This is a genomic window from Endozoicomonas sp. ONNA2 (assembly GCF_024606365.1).
Lineage (GTDB): Bacteria > Pseudomonadota > Gammaproteobacteria > Pseudomonadales > Endozoicomonadaceae > Endozoicomonas.
In genome coordinates this window covers 1-2,890 of the sequence record NZ_JAHHPO010000344.1, presented here as the reverse complement: position 1 = coordinate 2,890, position 2,890 = coordinate 1, and the positions used below count along the sequence as shown (strand labels likewise).

2 protein-coding genes are annotated in these 2,890 nt (G+C 42.9%); one reads left to right on the top strand and one right to left on the bottom strand.

What is annotated here, in order from left to right; translation table 11 throughout:
* Positions 1 to 149: 149 nt before the first annotated feature.
* A complete protein-coding gene (locus tag KDK14_RS06265) occupies positions 150 to 608 on the top strand; it encodes a deaminase (protein ID WP_257264159.1) in 459 nt (152 codons plus the stop codon).
* A gap of 40 nt (positions 609 to 648) precedes the next feature.
* Here the strand turns inward: KDK14_RS06265 and KDK14_RS06260 are convergent.
* Positions 649 to 2,890 (bottom strand): hypothetical protein (locus KDK14_RS06260; RefSeq protein ID WP_257264158.1); only part of this gene is annotated, 2,242 nt, incomplete at its 5' end.

The following is a 2,890-nucleotide window of genomic DNA, read 5'->3' as shown; positions in this document are numbered from 1 at the left end:
CAGAATCAGAAATTTTTAGCCTCAATTTCTCGCAATCCTCGCTATGGGGACGCCCGGTCGGGCCCTATTCTCGGACAGCCTCTTGGCCATCGTCATGAACATTTGTTTTACAAGACGACTTTTTCCAAAATTCAAGGAACAAATTATCAATGGCCACTGATAGCAAGGGCATTAGATCGGTTGATAGTGTGTATATGGAGATGGCCCACTCCCTGGCCAAATTATCAAAATGTGTGCGCCTTCAGGTCGGCTGTCTGCTGGTGAAAGATGGACGGGTGCTTTCCACCGGGGTTAATGGCACGCCGTCAGGCTATATCAACTGTAATGAGGCCGACTATGAAGAGCACCACGCCTGGTCGCTCAGGCACGAAATTCATGCGGAACTCAATGCGGTTATCTGGGCAGCAAGGCTGGGTACTCCCATTGAAGGAGCTACCGCTTATGTGACCCACAGCCCCTGTGACCAGTGCACCAAGAACCTGTTAGCGGCCGGTATCCGGCGCATCGTTTATGATATCCAGTACGACCGTAATCCCCAGGAAGAATTATCACAATTCTGTCGGGAAAACGGCGTCGCTATCGAGCAGGTATCCATTGACAAAATATAACCTTCCCTTGACAGGAGGCCTTCTGAAGCAGGACTTCTATCTAAATAATGGCCGAGACATGTTGTGGATCGATAAAATTACGAAAGTCATAGAACTTTTCAGCCAAATTGGCATAGTCTTGTGGGGAGTAACCATACAGTGAGCGACACGTCTGGTCTTTTCCCTTCTGGCAGGTAAATTCCCAATGAATATCTTTCATTACATGGGCCGCTGTTGAAAATTGAGCGCCAAGCTGTACACAAAACTCAGGATGAACGTGATCTATCAGGTATTTAATGTCCTTTTTCAACAAATCGGGATTACTGAACCACAGAGGTGAAGGTAAGCACTCAAAGGCACGGTAAAAAACAGACTCCACCTGTTTACACACACATTCCAAAATAGATAACCGTAACTCTGCCTTTAATGCATGGATCGTTTGACCAGTAACACGACAATGGGCATAAAGTGCACGGTTATCAAAACTCTTGCATCTCAACAGCCACTCTCTATTTTGTATAAAGTGTAACTGTGCTACCGGATTTGCAGTCTCGCCCACATATTGATCAATGACTTTCAAAACATCATCATAATCCTCCCGGCCAATGTCAAGGTGGAGTAGCCGATTGGTTAAATCATTTCTTGAATCACGGGTCTTTCCCCATTGACGCTCGACTTCTTTTATTGAAAAGCCAACAGGAATTTTAACGCCCTGAATCACAACAAACCGAAACGGGTCAGACTTTCCAGTGACGAGTTGCCATTGGTTTTCGTTCAGGCCCTGTTGATCATGGTGTTGAGGATCGGTGTGTTCCTCAAATTCTGATCCACTGTCAAGATTTAGCTCAGACTCGAGATTCGGCACTTGAATAGAAAAACCCTTTTCGCTGCGGAAGTCGGCTGGCTTTTGTTCCTGGCAAGCTGGTTTTCTATCAGCAGCAGGCAGACTCTTTTTCTTGCCTTTCCTTTTCCTGGCAGCTGGACGTTCAGGCTTCTTTTCCACAGTTTCCTGGTTATAAGATTTACCGTCACCCAATAGTGACTCTGCCTTTTTTTCAGATTTAATTTTCCCTACCAGGTTCTCCAATTCCAGAATTTTTTCACCCACCAGCTTAATCTCCATGGGAATTTTAAACCTGACCGACCTTACATTACTTTTCTCTTCCTGATCATGTAAAAAACAACGGTAAGCTTTCCAGTGTTTTAACGAGTCTGGCAGATATCCCCGTTTTTCCATCAACATGGCTAAATATTTATTCATTTCAGGCCGTGAGCCAATCACTGCCCGGTAATTAAGTTCTGCTTTCCCGAGCAATTCATTATATTGTTCAGATGATTCATTCTGAGAGTTGGCAAGCTTTTCGCATAGAATACCTAACAGTGCTTTAATACAAACATCTCTGATTTTGTCCTTTTCAATAAACTGAATGGCCAACTGGTATTTAGCCTTTGATGCCATGCAAAGCCCGAAATACAGCGATTTTTTTTTATCCTTGGTAAACTCAAGAAGTTCCGATCCCTTTTTGTGGTTACCCAGCATAAAGTAATACAGGGCAATTCTTTCAGAACACAGTTGTGAATTCGGCGTCGATCCCTGCATCAATTTATTAAATTCATAGCCAACATCCATGGATTGCTTCAGTATTTCGTCGCTTTGATTATCATTGTTGGTTATTTCATGTTGAATGAATTCCAGATATTCAAGCGCTTTCTCCGGATTCAGGGTGGTTGAGTAGGGCCAACGGGAAAACCCAAGATCATTCCAAAGCATGGTTAATAGCGCCAAGGTATTGTATTTTTCAGAATTATCAGCAACACTTCTGTACGCTCCAACATCTTCCAGGACTTCTGCGAGAGAAAAACAGGTATATTTTGCCAGTGCAACCTCCGATTCTTGTTTAGGGCTTCTCTCCACCGCCAGACTTAGAGCGGTTAATTGAGACCTGTCCCGGGATGTCCAGCGATAATTCACCAGAAATCCTGAAGCGAGCAGGCTTAAAACCCAAAAGTCAGCACTCTGAAAGATATCCTTTTTAATACTGGCCATCGCCATTTTATGAAGCTTGGTATTGTAAATTATTGCCTTATTATATTGAGCTGATTTTACATGATTACCTTTTCCAGCACAGAAGCTGACTTTGTACTCCATAGCTATCTTGTAGTAAAAATGTCCTAATGATTGTAGAAAAGCAAAATAGGCAATCTCTTTCTCATAAACGGATAACTCTGTATCCAATAAAAGCTCGTTAAAATAATTATCAAGAACATCAACATTGGTAAGGTTAACTGATTCAATATACATA

Excerpts from the sequence above, each read along its gene's own strand:
- KDK14_RS06265 (WP_257264159.1), top strand. The coding sequence starts at position 150 with ATGGCCACTGATAGCAAGGGCATTAGATCGGTTGATAGTGTGTATATG.